We start from the raw sequence: 24,252 nt of genomic DNA, 5'->3' as shown, positions 1-24,252 counted from the left end.
AGGCTGCCCCGTCAGGCACTGCGGCCAGGTACGGTTCCGCTGCCCGAGCTATCGCCAGTTGCCGTACTGTTCGACGTACGCCAGGCCGGTGACCGGCTTGCCCCGGTACCGTCCGGTGACGGTGCTCGCGCCTTCGTAGACGCCGTCGCCCGCCTGGATTTCCTGTCCCTGCGGCTCGGCGACCACCGTGAGGCTGGCATCCAGCGCCGGGATGTTCACGGTCCACCGGGTGCCGTACCGCTTGCCTGTGGTCGGGCTGCTCCAGAAGCCGGATGTGGTGCCGGCGAGCGGGTTCACCGCGACGATCTCGTGGGTTCCGTCGGGGTGGAGCACGGTCGCGTAGGCGAACTCGCCGTCCTGGGTGAGCATGTCCCAGAGGTTGACCCGGTCGCCGTTTGGCAGTTGTAGCGGCATCCAGGTCCATTTCTGCAAGGTGCTCTGGTCCCAGTTTCCCCACTGGCGGTCCAGCCACGACTCTCCGGTTACCGGGTAGGTGTGGTTGTTCAGGGTAAGCGTTCCCTGTGACGCCAGGCTGGGTAGGGAATAGTAGTAGCTGGTGCCGTCGAGGAACGGCATCAGCCCGGTCCCGTTGTTGTACAGCGCGGGTCCCCGCGCGCGCAGCGTCAGATCGATCTCGCCGGCCGGCAGTGTGGCGTGCAGGCGCATTGCATCCATCGGCCCGGACAAGGAAGCCGATGGCGTGCGGACGTCGAGCGCGGTGGTGGAGAAGCTGGTCTGGTCAGGCGAGTAACGCTGACTCTGCGTGTAGTACTTGCCGGCAGTCTTATCCGTGATGCCGATCAACGCCTGCGGAGCTCCGCCAATGTTGAGGATTGTGACCTGGTAGCCGAAGCGGTGACCGTGGGCGTCGAGGTGGCCGACCGTGTACCACCATTCGATGGGTGTGTTCGGATGCGCCGCTTGGTCTGCGGGCAGGTGCACGAATGTTGGGAAGGCGGGTGCCGTGGTGGTGTCCGTCGGCTTTCCTGTGCCCGCTGCGTCGGAACCGGTCTGGGCTGTTGCCGGGATCGCGGACAACGCCACGCCGGCCAGCACCGCGCCGAACGCCAGGGTGGCGATTGCCGCGGTTGATCGACGTCGCTGTTTTCGCATGGTGTTCCTCATCTCTTGTCGTGCCGGAGTCCGTTGCCCCAGTGGTCGGCGCTCACTACCGGATTCCCGCGTTGCCTGCGTGCTGGGTATGGCGACCAGTCGTAGGGAGGGCAGCACTTGCCTCGGATACGTCGTCGATGAACGTCTCCTCGGCGCCAGCCTTGATTACGCCATGGATGCCGTTCGCGCCAATCACTGTGGTGGTACCGCTTCGCCTGGCCTCCAGGTCACCTTTCGGCCTGGTGTCACGTCCCTGCCCGCTGCGCCACTATCGGTCCTTCCTCGCTTGTGCTCGTCACCAACCGATCGTGGCGGCAGGTGCAGGCAGGCTGCGTCGGCTGGTGGTCGTGTTTCGTGGCTCACCTCCCGGGTGTAGGTCATCCCCGGGTGGTAGGCCGGTGCGCCGAGTGCGGTAGTTCACGCACCACTCGCGGCGGATGCTCAGGGCCGGGCGGATGCGGCAGGATGTTCGGGGATGGAGACACCAAAGACGCTCAGTACCGTGCGCCTGGCCGCACCGCTGCTCACCAATTCCGGTGTCGGCGTCGGCGTGGCGGTGCTATCGCTGGCCGGCAGCCTGATCGGCGTTGGACCCCAGTGGATCAGCAGCCCCCGCCCAATCGACGCCGTGGCGGTCGGACTTGTCGTGGTGGTGGCCGGCGCCGTAGCGCTGCGCCGCCGCTACCCGGTATCGGTGCTAGTCGTCCTCAACGTGGTCGCCCTGGCCTGGTCGGCCTTCCACTATCCCGGCCGTCTGGTGCTGCTGATCCCGCTGATCGCCTGCTACACCCTCGCGGCCCTGCGTGGGTGGCGGTGGGGGCTGGCCGGCGCGGGGGTGACCGCGTTCACCGCGGTGGTGGCGATCCGTGTGGCCTTCGGCGCTGCCGAGCCGAGCGGGATCGCCGGCGTTGCCGTGTGGATGGCCGCCACCGCGGGCGCCGCCGGCGCGGCGGTCGGCTACAACCGGGCAGTGCTGGTGGCCACCCGCGCTCAGCTTGCCCGCGAGGCCCAGACCCGGGAGGAGCAGGCCCGCCGCCGTGTGGTCGAGGAACGGCTGCGCATCGCCCGCGAGCTGCACGATGTCCTCGGCCACACCATGGCCAGCATCAGTGTGCAGGCCGGGGTCGGCATCCACCTGCTTGCCAGCCGACCCGCCCAGGCCGGGGAGGCGCTGAGCACGATCAAGCACATCAGCGACCAGGGGCTGACCGACGTCAAGGCCATCCTGGGCGTTCTGCGCGCCGACGGCGACGAGCCCGACCGGCCCCGAACACCTCCCGGCGGCCTCGACCAGCTCGACGCGTTGCTGGACTCGGTCCGAGCGGCCGGGGTGCAGCCCCGGCTCACCATCCACGGCAGGGCCCGGCCGCTGCCCGCAGCCGTCGATCTGGCCGCCTACCGGATCCTCCAGGAGGCGCTGACCAACGTCGTGCGCCACGCCCGCGCCAGCACCGTCCAACTCGACCTGCACTACGAACCCGCGCACGTGGTCATCCGGTCCCGCGACGACGGGTCGGCCGTTGGCCCGGGCCAGGCCGGCGCCAACGGTCAGGGTGGACACGGCATCAGCGGCATGCGGGAGCGGGCCATGGCGCTGTCAGGACAGTTCACCGCCGGCCCGCACCCCGATGGCGGCTTCCAGGTGCGGTGCACGTTACCCACCCCCGACCAGGCGTGATGAGGACATGCGCCCGTCACTGACCTACCGCCAGGTACCTTGTGGCACCCGGCCGAGCAGAGACCGACGACCCCGACAGCCCCTGGGAGATCAGGCATGACTGAGCCGATCCGGGTCCTCATCGCCGACGACGAGATGTTGGTCCGCGCCGGGTTCCGGGCGCTCATCGACGCCGAGCCGGGGATGGTCGTGGTGGGTGAGGCCGCCGACGGTGCCGCGGCCGTCGACCTGGCACGACAAACCCGTTCCGATGTCGTCCTCATGGACATCCGCATGCCGGGTGTCGACGGGTTGGAAGCCACTCGTCAGATCGCCGAGGCTCCGGGCCTCGCGGGGGTGCACGTGCTGATCCTCACGACGTTCGATCACGACGAGTACGTGATCGAGGCGCTGGGCGCCGGCGCCAGCGGCTTTTTGATCAAGAACACGGATCCCGGCCAACTGTTGTATGGCATCCGGGTGGTGGCGGGCGGCGAAGCGCTGCTGTCACCCGGTCTGACACGCCGGCTGATCGCCCGTCTTGTCGACCGCGCCCCCAACCGCCAGGTCGACGCTGGAGCGCTGGCCCAGCTCACCGAGCGGGAGCGCGAGGTCGCCGGCCTGGCGGCGCACGGCATGAGCAATGACGAGATCGCCGCGGTCCTGTCCATCAGCAAGGCCACCGCCAAAACCCACATCAGCCGGGCAATGACCAAGCTCGGCGCCCGCGACCGCGCACAGCTGGTCGCGCTGGCCTACCGGCACCGCCTGGTCAACGTGCCCGATCCGACGTCACCGAATGCTCCATAACCGCTGACATGCCCGCACGCCGGAGGCGGCGACCTTGACCCCGAGGGTGAGGTCGCGTTGCTGAGCTGCTTCCGGATGCCTACGCATCCGCTGGGCATCCGCGACGATATCCACCGGCAACTTCAATCTTGCGGGTGGTCGAGCCATTTCCAACCTTCGAGGCTCGCCCAGGTTCCAGGTACTGGAGCTCTGCTCGGCATAATCTCGGCCCGCCGGCAAGCCGTTCGGCCTCTAGGCGCGTCTGCCGTACTCACGGACGTAGTAACTGCCTGACCCGCGCTGCCTCGCGGGTCAGGTGGTCGCGCTCGGGCGCGTTGGTGGCCGCGTGGGATGCCTCGGCGTACAGTTCGGCGGCCGGCGCGAGGTCGCCTGCGCGTTCGAGGAGATAAGCGCGGACCGCGGTGTACCGGGGCAGGTCGGGATCCACCTTGCTCAGCTCTGTCAGGCCGGCCTGCGGTCCGTCGGCCTCGCCGACCGCGACTGTGCGGTTGAGTCGCACCACCGGGCTGTCCGTGAGGCGCAGCAGTTCGTCGTACCACTCCACGATCTGCACCCAGTCCGTCTCGGAGGTGCTCGGGGCATCCGCGTGCAGGGCGGCGATCGCGGCCTGCGCTTGGTATTCGCCCAACTGGTCGCGAGCCAGTGCCGCCTGCAGGATCGTCACGCCTTCGGCGATGATGCCGGTGTCCCAACGAGATCGGTCCTGTTCACGCAGCGGCACCAGGCGACTGCCCGGGCCGAGACGGGACGCGCGGCGGGCGTGGTGCAGCAGCATGAGCGCCAGCAGGCCCGCGACCTCGGGCTCGTCGGTGGAGCCGGCTAGCTGGCGGGTGAGGCGGATCGCTTCGGCCGCCAGGTCGATGTCTCCGCTGTAGCCCTCGTTGAAGACGAGGTAGAGAACCCGCAGTACCGTCGCCAGATCGCCGGGTTGGTCGAGCGGCAGCCCCGTGATCCGCCGCTTGGCCCGGCTGATCCGTTGCGCCATGGTCGCTTCGGGTACCAGATATGCCGTCGCGATCTGCCGCGTCGTCAGGCCGCCGACGGCGCGCAGCGTCAACGCGACGGCCGAACCGGGAGACAGCGACGGGTGCGCGCACAGGAAGTAGAGCCACAGTGAGTCGTCCGTGCCCGGCACCGGACCGGTCGGCGGCTCGACCTCCATGGCGAGTTCCCGTCCGCGCCGCGCGGTTTCGGCCCGGGCGGCGTCGAGGAACTTGTGCCAGGCGGCCGCGACGAGCCAGGCTTTCGCGTCGCGCGGTGGATCGTCCGGCCAGCTCTGCAGAGCGCGAATCAGGGCCTCCTGCACGGCATCCTCGGCCGACGCGAAGTCGGCTCCGCGCCGGACGAGGACACCGATCACCGCGGGTACGAGTTCCCGCAGCAGCGACTCGTTCACTCGGTCACCGTAGGCATCTCGGTGAGGAACGGCCGCACCTCGAGCCACTCCTGGGTCGGCTTCCCGCCCGCACCGGGTGCCGCGGACAGCTCGGCGGCCAGCTCGAGCGCGCGCTCGTAGGTCTCGACGTCGATCACCATCCAGCCGGCGATCAGGTCCTTCGTCTCAGCGAACGGTCCGTCGGTGACCGGCGGGCGGCCCTCGCCGTCCGAGCGGACGAACGTGCCCTGCGGGGAGAGCGCCTGAGTGTCGATGAACTCGCCGGTGGTCTCGAGCCGCGCGGCGAAGTCCTCCATGTACTGCACGTGGGCCGCGAGCTCCTCCGGGGTCCACTGGTCCATCCGCGTGTCGTTGACCGGCGCCGGCCCGCCCCGGTAGTGCTTGAGCAGCAGGTATTTCGCCATCATCTTCTCCTTGGAGTGGTAGGGCCCATTCTGGCCGCATCGATCTCAGGCGTGCTGGCGTTCGGCCCGTTGCCGGATCAGCTCCTCGACCGCGGTGGGCAGGGTGGTTTCGAAGTCGATGAGTTTCGCCCAGGTCGGGGTGACGACGATCCGGACCATGCCGTCGTAGAGCGAGCGGACCTCGGCCTCCCACTCGACGCGCTGCTCGGGTGTCATCTGGTAGCTGCCGTTCATCTGGAGATACTCGTCCGGGATGCCGTCGACGACGTCCAGCTCGGCCCGCCCGCGGATGAGCAGGATCTTCGGCGGGTGGACCTCGGTGTCGATGGTCAGGGCAACCATCGGGTTGTTGCGCAGCGCGGGCAGCTTCGGGGCGTTCTTCGAGGTACACAGGATGATCTCCGCGCCGTTCCAGGTGAAGGCGATCGGGATGCTGCGCGGTGTGCCGTCCTTGGCAATGTAGGCCAGGCGGGTCAGGTCGCGGGCCAGCAGTTCCTGGCTGATCGGTCGGTTCAGGATATCGGTGATCTCGGTCGGTCGCATGGTGATCGCTCCTCGGTCGGCGTCGTGGCGGGACGGCCCGTGGCCGTTCGTGTCCCTGGGACGGAGCCGGCCGGACGTTCTCGACGTCCGAGGCGTACGAATTCTCGAAATCTTTCTGGGCTCGGTCGCCACGACACCCGCGTGTCCGAAGAAGGCCGGTCAGTCGCCGCTGTGACCGACGAAGAAGATCGCCTCGGGTTCGCCGCCCCGGTACCCGACGACGTACGTACCGTGCCAGCGCCCGTACAGGTCGAGCCTGCCGTCGGCGGCGGCGGTCGCGACCGCGTCGGTGCTGGGAGTGCGCGTCGCGAACAGGTCGTCGAGCACCTCGCCGGAGGGCGGTGCCACCGTGAACATGTCCGGGGTGTCCCCGACACGCGTCATGTCGATCACCGAATGGGTGCCCGAGTAGGGCTGGGAAACCGCCAGAGCGTCCGGGCTGTCGGGCCCGGTCCGGGCGGCCCGCCAGGCGAGCCGGGTCTCGGCGCCGTCGGCGTTCGGCCCGTACTCCTCCACCATCCACGCGACGAACTCGTCCTCGGTCATGGTGCGTGCCTCGGGCAGCTCATCGGGGCTGTGGTAGTAGTGTCCGCCCCGGAACGCCTCCCACCGCGCGGCCTGCAGCGCCGCCGCGATGTCCGGCTGGTACGCGATCCGGCTGACCCATGCTGACGCCCCCACGGCGGCCTCCCGTCCTCGGTCGGCGCAGCCTAACCGCCGCCGGCACCCGCGCGGCATCCGTTCCGGAGGGTTCGTCTCACCAGTCGGCGGCTGGCGACCGGACGCCTGCCGGCTCTACTAGGCTCGACTGGTCCGGTGGTCAAAGGAGGGTCGCCGGAGACAGGTGGGTGACACGATGAGTGAGCAGTCGACTCCGGTTCGGGGCACAGCGCAGATCGGCGTGACCGGACTGGCGGTCATGGGCCGCAACTTGGCTCGTAATCTGGCCCGGCACGGCTTCACGGTTGCTTTGCACAACCGTTCCGTCGAACGCACCCGCAGCCTGATGACCGACCACGGCACCGAGGGCACGTTCGTGCCCAGCGAGTCGATGGCCGACTTCGTCGCCTCGCTGGAGCGGCCCCGCGCGGTCATCGTGATGGTGAAGGCGGGCGGCCCGACGGACGCGGTCATCGACGAGCTGGTGCCGCTGCTGGAGCCGGGCGACATCGTGGTCGACTGTGGCAACGCCCACTACGCCGACACCCGCCGCCGTGAAGAGGCGCTGCGCGAGCACGGGCTGCACTTCGTCGGAACCGGCGTGTCCGGCGGCGAGGAGGGCGCTCTGCACGGGCCGAGCATCATGCCCGGCGGCTCCGACGAGTCCTACGCCAAGCTCGGCCCCATCTTCGAGTCGATCGCGGCGCAGGTCGACGACGTCCCGTGCTGCATCCACATCGGCCCGGACGGCGCCGGGCACTTCGTCAAGATGGTGCACAACGGCATCGAGTACGCCGACATGCAGCTCATCGCGGAGGCGTACGACCTGCTGCGCGCCGGGCTGTCGGCCGGTCCGGCGGAGATCGCCGAGATCTTCCGCGGCTGGAACTCCGGCGAGCTGGAGTCGTTCCTCATCGAGATCACCGCGGACGTGCTGGCACACACCGACGCGACCACCGGCAAACCGTTCGTGGACATCGTGCTGGACCAGGCCGAGCAGAAGGGCACCGGCCGGTGGACCGTGCAGAGCGCGCTCGACCTGGGCATCCCGATCACCGGCATCGCCGAGGCCACGTTCGCGCGGTCGCTGTCCGGCCACGCCGACCAGCGCAAGCTCGCCGCCCGCACGTTCGCCGGCACCGGCAATGACTCCTGGATGGTCACCGATCGCGACGCCTTCATCGAGGACGTACGCAAGGCGCTGCTCGCCTCGAAGATCGTCGCGTACGCGCAGGGCTTCGACCACATCCGTGCCGGCAGCCAGGAGTACGGCTGGGACATCGACCTGGGCGGCGTGTCCACGATCTGGCGGGGTGGCTGCATCATCCGGGCGCGGTTCCTCGACCGGATCCGGGAGGCATACGACGAGCAGCCCGACCTGGCCACGCTGATGGCGGCGCCGTATTTCGCGAAGGCGATTCTCGACGGCGTGCCGAGCTGGCGGCGGGTGGTCGCGGACTCGGCCCGGGCCGGCATCCCCACCCCGGCGTTCTCCTCGTCGCTGGCATACTTCGACGGCCTGCGCCGCAACCGGCTGCCGGCCGCGCTGATCCAGGGACTGCGGGACAACTTCGGCGCGCACACCTACCGCCGGGTCGACCGCGAGGGCAGCTTCCACACGCTGTGGGCCGGCGACCGGTCGGAGACCGGGGGAGCCGAGTCGGCCTCGGCATAAGGCGAATACATTCCCGCTGACGACCGGCCCGGTGTGAGGCCGGTCGTCAGCGCCGGTCGTCAGCGGCGCTCGTACCGGGCCGGTCCGCGTGCCGTCGGGTGATCCGGGCGCAGCAACGTGACGAACTGGCGCGCGTCGCGCAGCGGGGCGGGGAAGTCCACCCGGATCCGGCGCGGCGCCACCCGGTCGTCGGCGGTCGGGTCGGTGAGGTCGACGAGCATGCCGTACCGGTCGATCCGGACCGGCGTGACGATCGCCCCGCACGTACCGGCGGTGGGTGCGAGCCGGTGCAGCATCGCTGCCAGTTCGCCGCGGTGGTGGTGGGCGAGCCCGGACAGCAGCGCGTTCTCGATCACGTGGAGCGGGTCGGGCTCGGCGGCCGCGTAGCCTGCCGGATCGATCTCGACGGGGTCACCGGCGGGCTCGCCGGTCGGTGGCTCGAGGCGTACCGCCGCGACCTCGACCCGGTACAGCACGAACCCCTGGCCGAGCAGCAGCAGGTCGCCGGTCGGGTGGACGGCGGCGAAGTCCAGCGCGGCATCCCGCGCGGCGGTGCCGGTCAGCGGTCGCGCCCAGCCCGCCACCCAGGCCCGGCCCAGGCACGGCGCCTCCGGAACGGGTGCCACATCGGACACCGCGATCGCCACCGGTACGTCGGGTCCGTCCCCGGCCCGCCACAGCGCCTCGGCGGCGGCGGAGGCGTACCCGGCGAGGATGAGCGGTTGGCCGGCGGTGTCCGCGGCGTACCGGATCGGCAGGGGTACCGGCCACCGAGGTACGTGGGCGAGCCCGGGGAGATGGCCGGCGACCAGGGTACGGGCGATCTCGGCGGGCGAGGCGGGGCTGCGCATTAGGTAAGGCTAGCCTAAATCGCGGCCTCGTGGAGCGACCGGGGTCCAGGTCCCGTCGGATCTGCCATGGGGGAATCTGGCTCAGTGGGGACTGGCTCGGTCGGATCTGCCGCGGTCGGGGCTGGGCCCGGTCAGACCTGGCCGATCACACCTGGCCCGGGAAGAACCCGTGACGTGCGATGGGCTCGACGATCTGCTGCTCCTCATAGCTCAGGTGGGACAGCAGGGTGTCGGTGAGCACGTCCACCGCGTTCTGGATCCCGTCGAAGTCCTCCGGCGCCGGGTGCCCGTCGTCGGCGGCGCGTACCAGATCGACCAGGGCCCGGTCGACGGCCTCGACCACCTCGTGAATGACGACGTGTTCCTGCTGGAGGCGGTCGATGACCGGCACCAGCGCCGGATCGGACCGGCGCAGGTGCGGGAAGATCGACCCGTCCTCGATCCCGTGGTGCTGGGTCAGCATCGTGCAGTAGGACGCGCAGTATGCGCCCAGGGTCCAGTTGTTCTGCCGCAGCGTCATCTCATTGAGTGCCGCGCGGGCCCGGCTCACCGACGCGGCACCGCGCTTGACCTGGTCGATCAGGTCGCGGATCTGCGTCAGCTCCTCGCGCAGGTGGTCGTGCACCTCGATGAGGTGGCCGCCGACGGTCCGCGCACGCTCCGAGTACACCTGACCCGCCGGGGTCGGTGGCCGTACCGGACGCTCGGACTCGTCCCAGAGCCGGTGCTCGGTCAGCCGGGTGGCCGGCGGCGGGGTGGTGGCGAAGGCGGACGGGGCGCCGGCCTCGATTACCTCCCGGCCAGGCTCGTCGTCGCCGGGCTTCTTGTTGGTACCCGGGCCGGACCGCTCCGCGGCGACCAGTTCCCGTACCGCGGGTGCCACCTCCTGCCCGAATCGCTGGATCGTCGAAGGGTCGTCGCCCATCAGGATGAAGCCGGAGATGCCGTGGTCCAGGGCGAGCCCGGCCAGGTCTTCGGCCCACTGGTCGGCTGGCCCGTCGAGCAGTCCGGAGGCGGTGTTGGTGAACCGTCCGGCGATGTTGAGCAGGCGGCGCACCGAGCGGGGATCGCGCCCGGCGGCGGCCGCGCCCTCGTCGATGTACGCGTTAATGTCGACCAGTTCGGCGGGGCCCCGGCTCAGGTACGGCAGGCTGGGCAGCGACCCGTCCGCGACCCGCCCGATCAACCGCAGCATGCGCGGCTTGTACGCGCCGACCCAGATGCCGATGTCGTGCGCGGGCGCCGGTCCGCGCTTGGCGCCCATGACGCGGTAATAGTCGCCAGCGACGCGGATCCCGCCGCGCTGCTCGGCGTCCCAGACCTCGCGGATGATCCGGATCGCCTCCTCCAGCGCGTCCACCGACTGGCCAGGGGTGAGCCTCCGCCCGCCACTGGCCTCGATCGCGTCCCAGAACCCGCCCGCGCCGATGCCCAGCTCGACCCGGCCACCGCTGAGCAGGTCGAGGCTCGCCGCGCTGCGGGCCACCACGACCGGCTGGCGCAGCGGCAGGTTCAGCACGTTGGCGGACAGCCGGATGCGGGAGGTCGCGGCGGCGAGGTACGACATCAGCGTCCAGGTGTCCAGGAACGCCGGCTGGTAGGGGTGGTCCTGGAACGTGGCGAGGTCCAGCTCCGCCTGCTCGGCCAGCTGTGCGAGCGCCACCACCTGCTCGGGGCGCTGGGCCGTCGGCGTGAGAAACGTGCCGAAGAGCAACTCGTGGCCGTAGTCCGTCATGACCTGGGTACCTTCTTCGATCGAGGTGTTGCCGGTTGCGTTTGATGCGTGGACGCCGCTTGACGCGTCGTGGGTTTCGTTTGATGCGCTGTCGATTTCGCTTGACGCGTCGAAGGCTCGGTTTGACGCGTTGAGGCTTCCGCCGGATGTGTCGTGGGTGTCGTTTCGTGCGTCGCCGGGCGGTAGGCGGTACATGGTTCGTCGGGGGCAACCCGGCCGAGGATGCGTTCGCCGATCTCGTGCAGCTGCCGGATCTGGCCGCTCGTCAACGCGTCGATGACCAGGTGCCGGACCGCCTCGACGTGTCCAGGTGCGCTCGCCACGACCTTGTCCCAACCGGCTTCGGTGAGCACCGCGTTGGTGCACCGGGCGTCCTGCGGGTCGAGGTCGCGGCGTACCCAACCACGCTGCTCGAGCCGCTTGACGACGTGCGACAGCCGTGACGGAGAGCCGCTGACGAAGGCGGCCAACTCGGTCATCCGCAGGGTGTGCTTGGGCGCCATCGACAAGCCGCTCAGCACGAAGTACTCGAAGGTGTTCATGCCGGCGTCGCGCTGCAACTGCGAGTCCAGCGCGCCGGGCAGCCGGATCAGGATGCCGGCCAGCGACAGCCACCCGGCCCGCTCGGCGGGCGTGAGCCAACGCGGTTCGGGCTCACTGGTCACCGGCTCCGGCTTGCTGCTCACGACTCCGAGCGTACCGCCGTTAGTTGAAGCTTCAAGTGACTCGCGCCACTCGCCGGCTGGGGATCAATCCCGGGGCTTCTCCGGGCGCGGTGTCGGGGAGTGCACGGCCGAGGGGCAGCCGCCGGCTGCGCACACCCAGTCCGGATCGATGTCGCCGTGCTCGAACTCATAGTGGAAGCAGACCCAGTGCATCTGCTCGAACAGGTCGAACTGGTCGGCGAACCTCTCCACCGGGCGACCACACCGGCGGCACGTGAGGTCTGGCATGGCGGCATTCTGGCGCATGCGTCCCATCGCACGCCTGCCCGGCGGTGCCCGCGGTCTCAGCGGCGTGCCGGCGGTAGCCCGGTGGTGCCCGTGGGTTCAGCCCGACGCCGCCCGCGATTCAGGAAAGTGGCCGGCGGCGTGAGCCTCAGGAAGTGGCCGGCGGCGTGCCCGGAATCGGCACGCGGCCCGCGGCGTACCGGCGCAGCGCCTCCAGTACCCGCGCCGGCTCGGTGTCCATGTCGCGGAACCGGATCGCGAACGGCCGCACAAACGGCGGCCGGGCGCGGTCGGCGGCCGTCGGCGCGAGCCGCAGGACGAGAGCGGCGCCCGGTCCCCGGCCCGCCACGTCGATCGACTCCACGTGGCGCCACGCGACGATCGCCGGGCGCTCCGGGCCCAACTCCACGATGAGTCCATCAGCGCCGATCCGCAGCAGGTACGGCCGGGCCGGTGCCGCCGCGTGGGTCGGTCGAGTCCACCGTCTCGGGTCCCACCGTTTCGGATTCCACTGCCGCGGATCCCACCGTCTCAGGTCCACGAAGCCTCTCGCCAGGTTCAGCGCGGCACCGAAGAAGGCCAGGAACGGGACCGCCACGATGAGTCCGAGAACCCAGGACACGGCGAACAACAGCAGCACCACCACCAGGCCGACCACCGCGAGGGCCAACACCGACACGGCCAGTCCCCGGGTCAGGTTGCGCGCCGCGCGCAGCGGGCGGTAGTCGAACGCGACCCGTGTCTCGTCCGGTTCCGGGTTCATGCGCATCAACGTATGCAGCGGTGGCACCACCGGCAACTCGAGCGACCGGCACGCCGGGTGGGGCGTGCCGGTCAGCCGGGTTGCCAACAGGCACTAATACACGAAAGGCCAGCCGGACGAGTCGTAGCCGAGCAGGTTGATGCCGAGGTACGAGGCGCCGCTGTTGGCGTAGTAGTGGTAAACCAGGACGTTCGCGTCGGTGTCGGCGAACACAGCCTCGTGACCGGGACCGTGGATGCTGCCGTGACCGGCGAGGATCTGAGTGCCGCCACCGGCGGTCATCGCGGTGCCGTTCCGGTCGGCGTAGGGTCCGGTCACGCTCGTCGACCGGCCGACCATGATGCGGTACGTGCTGGACGCGCCCTGGCAGCACAGGTCGAACGAGACCCAGAGGTAGTAGTAGCTGCCGTGCTTGAAGATGTACGGTGCCTCGATCGCGGTGGTGCCGCCGGTGCGTTGCGCGAGGCTGGTGACGCTGGTGCCCGAGCGCTTGCCGGTGGCCGGGTCGAGCGGGATCATCTTGATCCCGGTCCAGAACGAGCCGAAGTCCAGCCACCACCGGCCCTGGTCGTCGACGACGAGGTTGGGGTCGATGGCGTTGTAGTTGTTGCTGCTGCTGGTGGAGATGATCAGGCCCTGGTTCGTCCAGCTGCCGGACGCGCCGGTGGAACTCGTCGCCAGGAAGATGGCCGAGTTCTGCGAGCCGAACGAGGAGGCGGCGTAGTACATGTAGTACTTGCCGTTGTGGTACGAGATGTCGGGCGCCCAGAGCTGGTTGCTGCCGCCGGTGTAGGACAGTGTCCAGGACGCGCCGCTGGGAAACGCGGATCCGGCGTTGTGCCAGGCGGTGCGGTCGGTCGAGGTCTTGATGCTGATGTTCGCGCCGGTGTGCACCAGGATGTAGCCGCCGCTGGGCGTCTTGACCACGGACGGGTCGTGGACGCCGGTGTCACCGGTGACGACGCCGGGGTTCGGGTACGCGGCCGGAGGCGTGGTCGGGGTGGCCTGCGGGGGCACCGGCGTGGTGCTGGTGGGGGTCGGCGTCGGGCTTGTGCGGGTGGGCGTCGGGGTGGGGCTGGTCCGGGTCGGCGTCGGCGTCGCGGAAACCGCACCGGTACAGGTGACGCCGTTGAGGGCGAAGCTCGCCGGCGTCGGGTTGCTGGCGTTGTTCCACGAGGCGTTGAACCCGAAGGAGGCGGTCGCACCGGTCGCGAGGGACCCGTTGTACCCGGCGTCCCGGGCGGTCACCGCTGCGCCGGACTGGGTGACGGTCGCGTTCCACGCCTGGGTCACCGCCTGTCCGGCCGTGTACGACCAGGTCAGCGTCCACCCGTTGACGGCGTCGCCCAGGTTCGTGACGGTCACGCTGGCGCCGAAACCGCCCTGCCACTGGTTGGTCACCGCGTAGTCGACCCGGCAGCCGGCGCTGGCCGCCTGGGCCGCGACCGCGGTCACCGTACCCGAGCCGGCGGCCACCACCGTCGCCAGCGCGAGGAACATGCGTCGTTTCCTGGTACTCGCCATGCGAGTCTCCTTACCGGGATCGGCCGGCGCCGGTCGGACCCGGGCGGCGGCGGACGTGCGCGGGTAGCTGGGACGGGCCGTCGCTTCCTCGGCGCGTCCCGTTGCCCAGGGACGCTGGCGTCGACCGGTCATCCACCCGGGAGGCCACCGCGCACGCCGGCTCCCTCGCGGCCGGAGCACCCGGGCTGTCCGCGATTGTTATCGGTCACATCGAAGGATGTCAAGGTGATGGGGGCGTCGCGGCGGCCGTGCGGGCGTGCTCGATCGCCGTCGTGGACAGTACGGGCGTCAGCAGCAGTGCCGCGACGGGAAGCACCACGCCGGCCAGCAGCACCGGGAATCGCAGCCCGAGAGCGTGCGCCAGCGCGCCGCCCAGTGCCGATCCGACGGAGGCCGCGCCCCAGCCGAACATCCGGAACGCGCTGAGCACCCGGCCCCGCAACGGATCCGGGATCACGGCCTGACGTAAGGACATGGTCAGTACGTTCCAGACACCCTCACCGGTACCCATCGCGACCATCGCCACACCGGCGGCGTATCCGTTGGGTACCAGGGCGATCAGCAGGAACGGCAGGCCCAGCAGCAGCATCGAGCCGGTCACCGCGGGGCCGGCGCCGAACTGGTCCCGTACCCGTACCGCGTAGGAGCCGCCAAGGACACCACCGAGGGCGTACGCGGTGAACAGCAGACCGTACTGCGCCGGTCCCAGGTGCAGCACGCGCAGGGCGTACAACACGAGGATGCCGAACACGGCCTCCATCAGGAGGTTGTTGAGGGCCACCGCACCTGCCAGGGCGCGCAGCAACGGGCGCCGGGAGAGGAAGCGCAGTCCCTCGGCGATTTCCGCGCGCAGCGAGGACGCCACCCGCGAGGACGCCACCCGCGAGGAGCGCGCGCCGGCCGGTGACAGGGTCGCGCCCGGCAAGACGGCCGGCGAGTCCGGTTGCCCGGCAGGCGTAGCCCGCAACGGCGGCAGGGTGCGCAGCAGCAGCGCCGCGGCGGCGAAGGAGACCGCGTCGGCCAGGAACGGCACGGCGCGCCGTACCGCGAACAACACCCCGCCCAGCGGCGGCCCGGCGAACTGCACGGCCACGCTGCCGACCACCGACAGGCGGCTGTTCGCCCGCTCCAGTTCGGTGACCTCGACCAGCGCCGGCAACAGCGCCTGCGCCGCCGCGTCGGCGAACGTTTCGGCCACAGTCAGCGCGAACGCCACCAGGCACAGCGCGGGAATGCCGGCGGCGCCGAGCGCGACCAACGCCGCGAGAACCCCGGCCAGGGCGGCGCGCACCGCGTTCGTGACCAGAGTGACGGTACGCCGGTCCCAGCGGTCCACCAGCGCACCGGCCGGCAGGCTGACCAGCAGCCAGGGCAGCGCCTGGGCGACCGCGACGGCCGAGACGCCCAGGGGATTGCCGGTGAGCACCGCGGCGAGCAGGGGCAGCGCGGTCTGCCGGATCCCGTCGCCCGCGCCGGAGATCCCGACCGAGACCAGCAGCCGTCCGAAGGGTCCGCCCAACCGCGTGCGCACCGCATCACGCTGCACGACGAAGACCGGTCCGGCAACCGAGATAACGCCGGCCGGCGGCCGGCCGGACCGGGGGCTAGACGGCCGGGGCGTAGACCAGTTGACGCGCGACCGAGGCGCACACGTCGGCGCCCCTCTGCAGCCCGGCGGACGTCTGCGAGCCGGCGAACTGCATCTCCACGGTCAGCACCCAGTCCCGTTGGATCGCCAGGCAGTCGATGTGCCACCGGGCGTCGGCGTAGATGTAGGTCCAGCCGTTCTTGATGGCGGTGGCCGGCACCATCGAGGCGGGCAGCCCGTCGATGATCCCCCAGCGGCCACCCTGCCGCGTTTCTGAAGTCTGGTCCTGGACCGTGCCGCGGACGTGCCGCATCGTGTCCAGGAGCCACCCGGTCCAGGTCGGGCCGGCCGCCGTCGAGTCCTCGACGCACCTGCCGTAGCGGGCCGCGTCGGCCGGGGTCATCCGGGTGTAGCTCCAGCTCTGGCCGGGCACGGTGTGGGTCAGCTTGCAGACGGTGGACAGCCGCTGGATGGCGGCCGGGCCGCCGTCCAGGTTGTAGTACTTGTCCGCCATCAGGTCGTTGCTGTCCTCGATCATCAGGGCGATCTCGGAAAGCGTCTGCTGGGTCGGCCGCTGCGACCCCAGCCGGCGCAGGTAGTCCGCGGCGAGCCAGACCTTGACCATCGACTCGGTCGTGTTGAGCACGGTCTCCCGGTTGGCGGAGCCGGACATCGTACCGGTGCGCAGATCCAGCAACGCCCAGCCGAACAGGGACAGATCGGCCGGGGCGGTGACCGGGCCGGCCAGCAGGGTCGGTGGCGGCGGCGGGGCCTGCATCGCGATGCGCGCATTGCCGGTCACCGCCGGCGAGATTCCCAGTACGCGCCCCGCGCCGGCGAGCCGGGTACGGGCGGCCGGTACGACCACGATCAGCGCACCGACGGCGACCATGGCGACCAGGCCGAGGAGGACGAGGGGACGCGGTCGGGGCAATCCGGCTCCCGGGGGTACGGGTCTTGTCAGGTGTGAACAGACGTTAGCGGATCCGCGACGGCACCCTCGGAGTGGCCGGCCCCCGTGCGGGGCGGCTCGGCACGGGTGGCAGGCTCAAGCGGGAGCGACCGTGGCACCGCGAGACCCAGGGGGAGTGGATGACGTTCGACATCCGGCAGGCCGGTCTCGCCGACGTGCCCGCACTGCGTACCGTGATGGACGCCGCCATCGGGCAACTGCAGCGCGGCTTCCTCACCGAAACCCAGATCGCCTCCAGCCGCGCCGTCATGGGCCTGGACACCCAGCTCGTCGAGGACGGCACGTACTACCTCGTCGAGTCCGAGGGGCGGGTCGCCGGCTGCGGCGGCTGGAGCCGGCGGGCGACGCTGTACGGCGGCGACACCGCACCCGGCCGCAACGCGCGGCTGCTCGATCCGGCGGTCGACGCCGCCCGGGTCCGGGCGATGTACACCGATCCGGCGTTCGCCCGGCGGGGCGTGGGTCGCATGGTGCTGGCCCGCTGCGAGGCCGCCGCCGCGGCCGAGGGGTTCACCCGCCTGGAGCTGATGGCCACGCTCGCCGGTCAGCCGCTCTACACGGCGTACGGCTTCGAGCCGGTCGAGTACGTCGAGGACGCCACCGGCGGGGCACCGGTACCGCTGGTGAAGATGGCCAAGCGGATTGAGCCGGCGGCCTGTCCCGTCGGCTAGTCCGGCACCGATCCATCGGCCGACAGGTCGATGGCGGCCCGCAGCGGGTCGCCCGCCCACCGGCTCGGGAACGCGTCGACGAGCCGCCAGCCCGCGCCCCGCAGGGTGCGCTGCCGCTCGATGTGCTGGTCGGTGCCGTCCGGGTGCACGCCGCAGATGAGGCCGGCCGCGCCCGTGCCGGTACCCGCGCACAGGTCCAGGCGCCAGGTGCCGACCGGGTACCGCGCCCGGACCGGTACGCCGTTCTCGTCGAGCCGGGCGGCCAGCGCGGCGACCCAGTCGCCGGCCTCGTGCGCCGTCGGGTCCGCCGGGGACGGCTCCGGCACCGTACCGGCGTAGTCGAGGTAGTCGCCCACGATCCCGTCGGCCGAGGTCAGCGACGTGACCACGACCATCTTCCGGCGGGCCCGGGTGACCATGACGTTGAACAGGTTCGGGTCGGCGACGAACCGCCGCCGGGCCGCCGAGTCCCCGTCGACCAGGCCGAGCGAGACGATCACGATGTCGGCTTCGCTGCCCTGGTAGGCGTGCACCGTGCCGCTGCGCAGCCGCAGCGCTTCGATCTGCTCCACCGGGAACGCGGCGAGCAGAGCCGACTCCAGCGCGTCGGCCTGCGCCCGGAATGGCGTGACCACCCCGATGTCGATGTGCCCGTCGCCGGTCAGCGCGCGGATCTGCGCCACGACGGCGTCGACCTCGGCCCGGTTGACTCCGTCGACGACGTTGCCGGCCACGCGTACCACGTCGATCAGATCCGCGCCCTCGTTACGCGGATGGCGGGTGACCAGCGCGATGCGGTCGCGGTAGAAGCGGCGCGCGGAAAACTCGATGAGGTGCGGCGCGGACCGGTAATGGTCGGTCAGCGCGGTCACCGGCGCCGCGCCCGCCGCGACGTCGAACGCACTGACCCGGCGCACGTCGAGCCGGTCGGCCAGTCCGTCCAGCCCCTGGCGGCGCAGTGCGACGGAGACGTCCACATCCGCGACGAACGAGACGAACCGCAGTTGCCGCGGGTCGCCCGCGACCAGCGCCCGGCGGGCCCGGGCGAACACCGGTGCGGCCCGGATCTGGTCGACGTGCACGCCCTCGTCGAGAATGACCAGATCGAACAGGCCCGGTACCGGCGGCAGCAGGTCCTCGACGTCGGTGATGCTGCCGATCCACAGTGGCAACGCCCGCACCAGCGCCTCGCCGTCCAGCTCCGCGAGCATCTCCCGGCGGCGGTTCCGTCCGGCCCGCAACGCCGTCGCGAGCACCGCCGCGCTGCGCCGCGCCTGCTTCGTCCAGCGGCGGGCGCTGGCGGCGCGGTGACGCATGGCGGTGCCGATCGCGGCGGCCAGGTCGGCGTCCGCGTCGGTCAGCTCACGCCAAGCCGGGTCGAGGTCGGTGCCGCCGGTCGCGGCCAACCGTGCCGCCGCCCGGCTGGCCGCGGCGGCGTCGAGAGCGGCCCGGATCCGGTCCGGCGGCGTGTCCGGCCCGGCGCCGGTCAGGCGGCGCAGCCGGCGGCGCGCGAGGTTGCCCACCGCCGCCCGCCACCACCTGGCAAAGCCGTGGAGGCGCTCGCCTCGCCCTGGTCGTGGCGGTCCGCCAAAGCCCGGCTCCGGCCGCGCATCCCCGGCGGCGCGGTCACCGCCGGTACGGCCGGCGAGGCGCCGCGCGCGGGTGAGGTCGAAGTCCTGGCGGAACGGGCCGGGCACGTCGGACTCGAGCCCGGCGAGCAGCGGCGCCCAGTGTGAGAGCGACGCCGCGCGCCGCTCCAGGTCGAGGGCCGCGGTGATCGCCGCTTCGACGGCCGACACCCGTCCGCTGGCCGCCGCGACCGCCTCGGCGTCGGCCGCGAGCTGCCGGTCGGGAACCCCGGCCGACGTGCCCGCCGCGAGCTCCGCGGCCATGGCCTCGCGCCGCTCCGCGTCGCCGAACAGCACCGGCGTCGGTCCGGGGTAGCGGCGCAGCAGCGCGGCCAGCGCATCCACGGCGGCCGGTGACTGCGCGGCGACCAGCACACTGCCGCCCCGGTCGACGGTGTCCAGGGCGGCGGCTACCAGCGTGTGACTCTTGCCGTTGCCGGGCGGTCCGGACACCACGACCAGCGGCTCGGTGCGCGTGCGGCGCACGGTCTCGCGCTGCGCCGCGTTCAGCGGCAGCGGTGAGGCGACCGGGTCGCCCCCGGCAGTGTCCGCGCGAAGCTGCTGGCCGGCGCTGATCTGCCGGTGCGCGCCGAGCTGCTGGCCGGCGCTGACCTGCCGGCCGGTGGTCGGCCCGGTGCCGTCGAGGCGGGTGCCGAGCTGCCGGGCGGCGTCGCTGTCGAGGCAGGTGCCGACCTGTCGGACGGCCGTGTCGTCGAGGCCGGTGGCCGGCCGACCGGTCGTGCCGGGGTCGGGCGCGTCGGTCAGGCCGTACACGTGAGCCAGCGCGGTCGCTTCCAGGCCGGGGCGACCAGCCCAGGTCAGCAGGGTGTCCCGCAGGCCGGCGGAGCGCACGTCGCGGATCACGAACAGGGCCGCGCCCGCGACGGCCACCAGCTTCGCGTCCGGCGGCCGGGTCGGCGGCCGGTCGGTCACGTCCGACACGATGAGCCCGGCCGCTTCGGCGGCGGAGCGGATCCAGGCGGTCGTGCCGGTGGCCCGCAACCAGCCCGCGCCGCCGAGCCCGGGTGCCGCCTCCAACTGGCCGGCCAGTGCCCGGTCCTCGACCAGCCCGGTCAGCTCAAGGTCGCCGGCCGGTGCCACCCGGTATCCGCGCAGTCCCCGCTCCAGGCGTACCGGCTGGGTCAGCAGCGGCAGCCGGACGGTGCGGCGTACCCCGTCGACCTCCAGGCCGCCGATGACGAACGCCCAGCCGCGCCGCAGGATCCGCTCCTCCGGGCTCAGCGCGTCCATTGCGGCCAGGCGGTCGACGGCGCGGGTGCGGGCGGCCCGGTCGGGGTCGGGCAGCCAGTGCAGGGTCTGCCCGGTCCGGCACACGTCGAAGACCCGCTCGCCGGGCGCGGGAGCCAGGTCGGCGAGCACGTTGAGAATCTGACGGGGCAGCATGGGCTTTGTTGGCGGTCTCCTTGCCGACGGCGGCGTCGGCCGCGGGGTTGCGTTGGCGGCCTCCTTGCCGACGGCGGCGTCGGCCCGGGACAACGATTGTGCCTCACCCACCGACACTGCCCGGGGCCGATTCCGGCGTACCGTCGCGCCGACCCCCCGAGGACGGTCGCGGGGCGCCCGCCGGTCAGATGCGCACGTCGGTGACGACCGGCCAGCCGTCGCGGTACTCCAGCCGCCCGAGGCCGAGGTGGAAGTCGCCCTGCCGGGCCGCGTCGTAGTAGTGGAACGCGATGGTGCCGCCGCTGACCGACGCTCCGCCGGGTCCGCGCATGTCGCCCTCGCCGTCGAGCAGCGCGCTGCCGCCGCCGGCGAGCATAGAGACTCCGGCCCGGTCGAGGTACGGTCCGCCGATCGTGCGTGACCTGCCGACGACCTCCCGGTACGTGCTGTTCGCGCCCTGGCAGCAGGAGTCGAACGAGGCGAACAGGTAGTACCAGCCGCCGTGCTTGACCAGGTACGGCGCCTCGACCGCGTTCGGCCCGAAGTGCCGGTCGACCAGCGCGACCCGATCGGGCTGCGCCGTGGCCGGCTTGCCGGATGGCAGGTCGACCGGGATGAGCTTGATCCCGCTCCAGTAGGAGCCGAGCGTCAGCCACGCCGAACCGTCGTCGTCGACGAACAGGCTCGGGTCGATCGCGTTGTAGTCGTCGGTGACGTTCGACTGGGTCACCAGTCCCTCGTCGGTCCAGGCGTAGCGGGGGTCGCGGGGGTCCAGGGTCGCGTTGGTGAACAGCCCGATGACCGAGCGGTTGGAGCCGAACGTCGAGGCGGCGTAGTACAGGTACCAGCGCCCGTCGTGGTACGACACGTCCGGCGCCCACAGGTTCGTCACGCCCGGCACGGCCTGGCTGACCCAGGCCGGGATCGCGGTGTCCACCGTCCCGGCCGACGACCAGGTGTGGCCGTCACGCGAGGAGCGGATCTGGATCGTACCGCCGGCCACCTGCGGGTCGCCGGTGGAGAACACGTACCAGCCGCCCGCCGTCCGGGCCAGGCCCGGGTCGTGGGTGTGCGCGTCGCCGGCGATGCCGTGCGGCGGGGTCGCCTGGCTCGCCGGTGGTGCTCCGCCCTCGGCGCCGCGCGTGCTGCCCGGCAGGAGCATGCCCAGCGCCAGCAGGGCCGCCGCGACCGGCAGCACGAGCAGCGGACGGGCCGGACCGGTGGTGGCGACCTTCATGGCATCCCCCTCGTCATCCCGGGCTCATCTTCGCGGTACGCAGACAACACCGTCAATGCCCGTGCGCGAGTGCCCGCTGCCGGGCCACTGCCACTACCCGGACATCGTCAGGTACAGCGTGCGCCGGACAGCCGACGCGGACGCCGCGGCCGACCTCGCTCAGGAGGTGTTCGTCGTGGCCTGGCGGCGGCGTGATCAGGTTCCGGACAACTGCCTTCCGTGGTTGTACGGCGTGGCCCGGCGCCTGCTGGCCAACCACCGCCGAGCGCAGCACAGGGCACCTCTCACCCAGCCGTTCGCCGACCTGCTGCGCCCGGCGCAGGCCGACCATCCGGACTCGGTGGCGGCGCTGACCGACCTGGCCACGGCCCTGGACCAGCTACCCGACATCGACCAGGAGATCCTCCGCCTGATCGGGTGGGAACAGCTGACCATCGAGGAGGCGGCCACGGTCCTCGCGTGCAGCCATACCGCCGCGAAGGTACGTCTGCACCGGGCGCGACGACGATTCCCCGCGGCTCTTTCCCTGACCGTGGCATCCCGGCCGGCCGCCGCATCCCGGCCGGCCGCCGCATCCCGGCCGGCCGCCGCGTCCCGCGCGACCGCTACGTCCCGGGCGCGGCCGATGACCCCGCTGACGAACGGAGCCGACCATGGGCAGCAGTGAACAGCAGATCCGCGACCTGTTCGGCCAGGCCGACCCGGGCCGGCTGATAACGCCGGCAGCACCTCGCATGACCAGCGCACAGGTCATCGCCGAGGCCGAGGCCCGCACACTGGGCCCCCACCGGTTCGCGGAGCCGCCCGGGCTGGCTCGCCGCGGGCTCGTCCTGGCCGGAGCCGCCACCGTCACAGCCGGCGCCGCAGCCTATGTGCTGACGCGATCGCGCACCGACCCCCGAACCAGCGACACCCCGGCGTGGGCTCTGGCCGGTACCGTGGTCGTCCCCATGGCGTTCCGCGACGACCCGGACGCACCCCCGGCCGCCGACCGGTTACGGGCACTGGCCGGCAGCATCACCGACGCTCCGCACGACGGGCGATCCGGCCGTTACGCCTATCGGCACGGAAGTCCTGGTCGGCCGGGACACTCGGCACCGAGGGCCACACCCTGGGATTCGTCGAGGAAGAGCAGGCATGGACCGCCCCGGACGGCAGCCTCCGGGTTCGACGCAAGACCGTCGGCGCCGAGTACCCCGACCAGGCATCCCGCCGATACTGGCAGGCACGGATGGCCCGGGGACAGGCCCCCGCGATCCCCGACGAAGACGTCCAGGACATACCGGCCCATCGACCGGACCCGAACGCCCCACCGCAACCGGCGGACTGGACCCAGCCGCCGGCCGACGCGGCCCAGCTGGCCGGCATGCTCCGGGCCGAATACGGCGCGCTCGACGCCGCCAAATGGACCATGGAGCTCTACCGCGGCTACGTGGTTCCCCGAGGGGTCCGCGCCCAGGTACTCACCATCCTGGCGGGGCTGCCCGGCCGCTGGCGCGGCCAGGTCACCGACCGCATCGGGCGGCACGGCGTCGCGATCACTGTCCGGGGGCGTGCCCCGCAGGACAGGGGCGACAGCAACCAGTACGAGAGCGTGCTGATCTTCGACGAACGTACGGGGGAACTGCTCGACCTCGAGGAGTCCGTCGTCGCGTCCCCCGCGTTGACGACCTACGTGCAATTCCTCGACTCCGGTTGGACCGACCGGATCGGCTGACCGACGGGCGGCGCGGGCGGGTGGTCCTCCAGACCGCTCCGCCCGCGCCGTGACTCGTCAGCTCACCAGCTGCCAGAGCGCGGGGACGTTCGGCGGTTCCCAGCCGACCAGCGAGGTGTGGCTCTGCAGGCACCGGTACGTGTGGCCGCCGTAGGTGACGGTCTGCCCGGCGGTGTACGCGTGGTTGGCCTGCCAGGTACCGCCGCCAGAGCCGCCACCGCCTCCGCCGCCCCCTCCGCCGGAGCCGCCGACCTGGTTCACCGCGGCCTGCGCCTCAGCCATGTGCGCCTGGTACGCGCCGTTGGTGTACGTCGTCCACTGCGACCAGCCGCCGTTGGCCCAGATCGTGTGCGTCGCCTGGGCGGCACAGGTCGGGTCGAAGGCGCAGGAGTCCGAGACTTCGGAGTGCCAGTACGAATTGATCTGCCACATGCCGCGGTCGACGCTGCAGTCGGTGTCGATGAGCCGGGCGTGGCTCCACCCGGCGCTCTCCGCTTCCGCGACGGCCACGGCGATGACCCAGTCGTTTCCGCTGAACCCACCCTGCCGCGCGAACTGCGCGACCTGCACGGTGCTGTAGTGGGTGCCCTCGAGGAAGCTCTGCTGGGTGCAGGTGGCCATGGGGGCGGCGGCGGTGTGCGCGGACCCGACACCGGCGTACGCGGGCGTGCCGAGCAGTGCGGCCACCGCGCCGGCCAGCACCATGGTGGCGCCGGCGATGGCCCGGCGTGAGAGGAGCATGGCTAACCTCCCATAAATAGGAAAGTTTCCTAAGCGCTCCTACGCTAGGCTCGCTATTCACGACAGTCAATACTTTTCGGGCTGTTCCTGCCCGCCGGCCCGACGGCGCTGCCCGCCGGTCCGATGACCCTTCCTGCGGAGCGATGACGCTTCCTGCGAGGCGATGCCCGTGCCGACGGGGCGATGACGGTGCCGGCGGGGAGCCGGTCGCG

At 71.6% G+C, this 24,252-nt stretch carries 22 protein-coding genes; 6 read left to right on the top strand and 16 right to left on the bottom strand.

Annotated elements, in window-relative coordinates; all coding sequences use genetic code 11:
• Positions 1-48 precede the first annotated feature (48 nt).
• Entirely contained in the window at positions 49-1,056 is a 1,008-nt protein-coding gene (locus tag Raf01_RS18005) for a lipocalin-like domain-containing protein (RefSeq protein ID WP_203919069.1), read from the bottom strand.
• Positions 1,057-1,588: 532 nt separating this feature from the next.
• Here Raf01_RS18005 and Raf01_RS18000 point away from each other — a divergent pair.
• Positions 1,589-2,791: a sensor histidine kinase gene (locus Raf01_RS18000; protein ID WP_203919068.1), complete on the top strand. Its 1,203-nt coding sequence runs from the start codon at positions 1,589-1,591 to the stop codon at positions 2,789-2,791.
• 96 nt (positions 2,792-2,887) lie between these two features.
• Entirely contained in the window at positions 2,888-3,580 is a 693-nt protein-coding gene (locus Raf01_RS17995) for a response regulator (protein ID WP_203919067.1), read from the top strand.
• A gap of 250 nt (positions 3,581-3,830) precedes the next feature.
• On the opposite strand, the gene Raf01_RS17990 is transcribed toward Raf01_RS17995, so the two are convergent.
• The 4 genes from Raf01_RS17990 to Raf01_RS17975 all read right to left on the bottom strand — a co-directional run bounded on the left by Raf01_RS17990 (position 3,831) and on the right by Raf01_RS17975 (position 6,604).
• Positions 3,831-4,976, bottom strand: coding sequence for an RNA polymerase sigma factor (locus Raf01_RS17990; RefSeq protein ID WP_203919066.1), 1,146 nt, complete (start codon positions 4,974-4,976; stop codon positions 3,831-3,833).
• Entirely contained in the window at positions 4,973-5,380 is a 408-nt protein-coding gene (locus Raf01_RS17985) for a YciI family protein (protein ID WP_203919065.1), read from the bottom strand. The genes Raf01_RS17990 and Raf01_RS17985 overlap by 4 nt, the downstream gene beginning before the upstream one ends.
• Before the next feature lie 45 nt (positions 5,381-5,425).
• A complete protein-coding gene (locus Raf01_RS17980; RefSeq protein ID WP_203919064.1) occupies positions 5,426-5,923 on the bottom strand; it encodes a pyridoxamine 5'-phosphate oxidase family protein in 498 nt (165 codons plus the stop codon).
• A gap of 159 nt (positions 5,924-6,082) precedes the next feature.
• Positions 6,083-6,604, bottom strand: coding sequence for a hypothetical protein (locus Raf01_RS17975; protein WP_203919063.1), 522 nt, complete (start codon positions 6,602-6,604; stop codon positions 6,083-6,085).
• Positions 6,605-6,779: 175 nt separating this feature from the next.
• On the opposite strand from Raf01_RS17975, the gene gnd reads away from it, so the two are divergent.
• Positions 6,780-8,258 carry an NADP-dependent phosphogluconate dehydrogenase gene (gnd, locus tag Raf01_RS17970; RefSeq protein ID WP_203919062.1) on the top strand — a complete coding sequence of 493 codons (1,479 nt, stop codon included), beginning with the start codon at positions 6,780-6,782 and terminating at the stop codon, positions 8,256-8,258.
• A 59-nt stretch (positions 8,259-8,317) separates the two neighbouring features.
• Here gnd and Raf01_RS17965 read toward each other — a convergent pair whose 3' ends face one another.
• The 8 genes from Raf01_RS17965 to Raf01_RS17930 all read right to left on the bottom strand — a co-directional run bounded on the left by Raf01_RS17965 (position 8,318) and on the right by Raf01_RS17930 (position 16,603).
• Positions 8,318-9,109 carry a DUF2470 domain-containing protein gene (locus Raf01_RS17965; RefSeq protein ID WP_203919061.1) on the bottom strand — a complete coding sequence of 264 codons (792 nt, stop codon included), beginning with the start codon at positions 9,107-9,109 and terminating at the stop codon, positions 8,318-8,320.
• 145 nt (positions 9,110-9,254) lie between these two features.
• Positions 9,255-10,844 carry an LLM class flavin-dependent oxidoreductase gene (locus tag Raf01_RS17960; protein ID WP_203919060.1) on the bottom strand — a complete coding sequence of 530 codons (1,590 nt, stop codon included), beginning with the start codon at positions 10,842-10,844 and terminating at the stop codon, positions 9,255-9,257.
• Entirely contained in the window at positions 10,841-11,530 is a 690-nt protein-coding gene (locus tag Raf01_RS17955; protein WP_308442655.1) for a MarR family winged helix-turn-helix transcriptional regulator, read from the bottom strand. The genes Raf01_RS17960 and Raf01_RS17955 overlap by 4 nt, the downstream gene beginning before the upstream one ends.
• 63 nt (positions 11,531-11,593) lie before the next feature.
• A complete protein-coding gene (locus tag Raf01_RS17950) occupies positions 11,594-11,797 on the bottom strand; it encodes a hypothetical protein (protein WP_203919059.1) in 204 nt (67 codons plus the stop codon).
• A gap of 145 nt (positions 11,798-11,942) precedes the next feature.
• Positions 11,943-12,557, bottom strand: coding sequence for a hypothetical protein (locus tag Raf01_RS17945; RefSeq protein WP_203919058.1), 615 nt, complete (start codon positions 12,555-12,557; stop codon positions 11,943-11,945).
• Between the two features lie 93 nt (positions 12,558-12,650).
• Positions 12,651-14,081, bottom strand: coding sequence for a family 43 glycosylhydrolase (locus tag Raf01_RS17940; protein WP_239133698.1), 1,431 nt, complete (start codon positions 14,079-14,081; stop codon positions 12,651-12,653).
• Between the two features lie 220 nt (positions 14,082-14,301).
• Complete coding sequence (locus Raf01_RS17935; protein ID WP_203919057.1) at positions 14,302-15,612, bottom strand: MFS transporter; 1,311 nt, start codon at positions 15,610-15,612, stop codon at positions 14,302-14,304.
• A 73-nt stretch (positions 15,613-15,685) separates the two neighbouring features.
• A complete protein-coding gene (locus Raf01_RS17930) occupies positions 15,686-16,603 on the bottom strand; it encodes a hypothetical protein (RefSeq protein ID WP_203919056.1) in 918 nt (305 codons plus the stop codon).
• Between the two features lie 158 nt (positions 16,604-16,761).
• Between Raf01_RS17930 and Raf01_RS17925 the strand changes: the two genes are divergently transcribed.
• Entirely contained in the window at positions 16,762-17,313 is a 552-nt protein-coding gene (locus Raf01_RS17925; protein WP_203919055.1) for a GNAT family N-acetyltransferase, read from the top strand.
• On the opposite strand, the gene Raf01_RS17920 is transcribed toward Raf01_RS17925, so the two are convergent.
• Positions 17,310-20,345 (bottom strand): AAA domain-containing protein, encoded by a 3,036-nt coding sequence (locus tag Raf01_RS17920; protein ID WP_203919054.1) that lies wholly within the window; start codon positions 20,343-20,345, stop codon positions 17,310-17,312. The genes Raf01_RS17925 and Raf01_RS17920 overlap by 4 nt on opposite strands.
• 184 nt (positions 20,346-20,529) lie before the next feature.
• On the bottom strand, positions 20,530-21,582 hold the full coding sequence (locus tag Raf01_RS17915; protein ID WP_203919053.1) for an arabinan endo-1,5-alpha-L-arabinosidase: 1,053 nt from the start codon (positions 21,580-21,582) through the stop codon (positions 20,530-20,532).
• Positions 21,583-21,637: 55 nt separating this feature from the next.
• Between Raf01_RS17915 and Raf01_RS17910 the strand changes: the two genes are divergently transcribed.
• Entirely contained in the window at positions 21,638-22,249 is a 612-nt protein-coding gene (locus Raf01_RS17910) for an RNA polymerase sigma factor (protein WP_203919052.1), read from the top strand.
• Between the two features lie 564 nt (positions 22,250-22,813).
• Positions 22,814-23,299: a hypothetical protein gene (locus tag Raf01_RS17905; RefSeq protein WP_203919051.1), complete on the top strand. Its 486-nt coding sequence runs from the start codon at positions 22,814-22,816 to the stop codon at positions 23,297-23,299.
• A 57-nt stretch (positions 23,300-23,356) separates the two neighbouring features.
• Here Raf01_RS17905 and Raf01_RS17900 read toward each other — a convergent pair whose 3' ends face one another.
• The gene (locus tag Raf01_RS17900) at positions 23,357-24,040 is read right to left on the bottom strand and encodes a carbohydrate-binding protein (RefSeq protein WP_203919050.1); all 684 of its coding nucleotides are present in this window, start codon (positions 24,038-24,040) and stop codon (positions 23,357-23,359) included.
• Positions 24,041-24,252: the final 212 nt, after the last annotated feature.

Origin of the sequence: Rugosimonospora africana (assembly GCF_016862975.1) — a bacterium.
Classification (GTDB): domain Bacteria; phylum Actinomycetota; class Actinomycetes; order Mycobacteriales; family Micromonosporaceae; genus Rugosimonospora; species Rugosimonospora africana.
Note: the sequence above shows the minus strand (reverse complement) of the source record. Positions and strands in the feature narration are given on the sequence as shown.